Consider the following 1,174-nt stretch of genomic DNA (forward strand, 5'->3'; position numbering starts at 1 on the left):
GGTCGACCTTGCCGTTCGCGGTCGTCGGCAGGACGTCGAGCGCGGTCACCCACGCGGGCACCATGTGCCGGGGCAGGGTGTCGGCCGCGCGCTCCCGGGCAGCTGTCTCGGCCTCTGCCGCAGACGTGCCGGGGCCGGGGACGACGTAGGCGTGCACGCGAGCCGTGCGCACGACCACGACGCAGGCCCGCACGGCGGGCGCCGCGGCGATCGTCCGCTCGATCTCTTCGAGCTCGACGCGCATGCCGCCGATCTTCACCTGGTTGTCGGCGCGGCCGAGGAACTCCAGTTCGTCGCCGTTCCACCGGGCGCGGTCGCCCGTGCGGTACAGCCGCAGAGTGCTCGCGGGGTCGGCCGGGTCGTGGAACGGGTTCGCCACGAACCGCGACGCGGTCAGCGAGGGGGCGTTGACGTATCCCCGACCCAGCAGGTCGCCCGCGGCGTAGAGCTCGCCCGCCATTCCCGTCGGCACCGGGCGCAGGGCACGGTCGAGCACGTACAGGCGGCATCCGGGGTTGGGACGGCCGATCGAGGTGGTGCTGCGCACGTGATCGCCGCGGTACACCACGTGCGAGACGCCGATCGTGGCCTCCGCGGGTCCGTAGCCGTGGTACATCGTGGCCTCCGGGAGCTGCTTCCGGAACCGGTCGAACAGCTCGGGCGTCAGCAGCTCCCCGCCGCACCAGACGTGCCGGAGGCCCGCCAGGCGGGGCCGCGAGGCGAGGGCGTCGTTGTCGAGGATCGCGTCGAGCATCGACGCGACGAGGTACGTGAAGGTGACGCCGTGCTGCGAGATCAGCTGCAGCAGACGCTCGGGCTCGCGCTCCTCGCCGTCGCGGGCGACGACGACGGCGCCGCCGGAGCAGAGCGGCAGCAGCACCTCGTTGATCGAGATGTCGAACGAGAGCGGCGCCTTGAACAGGCTCGCGTCGTCGGCACCGAAGCGCAGCACCTGGTCGATCTGCCATCGCATGCGGCTGGCGATGGCGCCGTGGCGGATCATCGCGCCCTTCGGTGCGCCGGTCGAGCCGGAGGTGAAGATGACGTACGCCAACGACTCCGGGTCGCGTCGTTCGAGGTCGGCTGCAGGCTCGGTCCGCTCGAGGTCGAGACGTGCGCGGGCAGGTCGAGCGATGCTCCCGCGCCGGGGCCGATGAGGCGGGCGCGCGCTCCG

General features: G+C 72.7%; 1 protein-coding gene. It reads right to left on the reverse strand.

All coding sequences use genetic code 11. The features are described 5' to 3' along the window. The coding region (locus tag ACH61_RS15535) for an AMP-binding protein (RefSeq protein ID WP_236713727.1) at window positions 1-1,054 on the reverse strand (1,054 nt) is incomplete at its 3' end. Window positions 1,055-1,174 lie beyond the last annotated feature (120 nt).

Origin of the sequence: Rathayibacter tanaceti, assembly GCF_001634385.1 — a bacterium.
In the GTDB taxonomy this organism is placed as follows: domain Bacteria; phylum Actinomycetota; class Actinomycetes; order Actinomycetales; family Microbacteriaceae; genus Rathayibacter; species Rathayibacter tanaceti.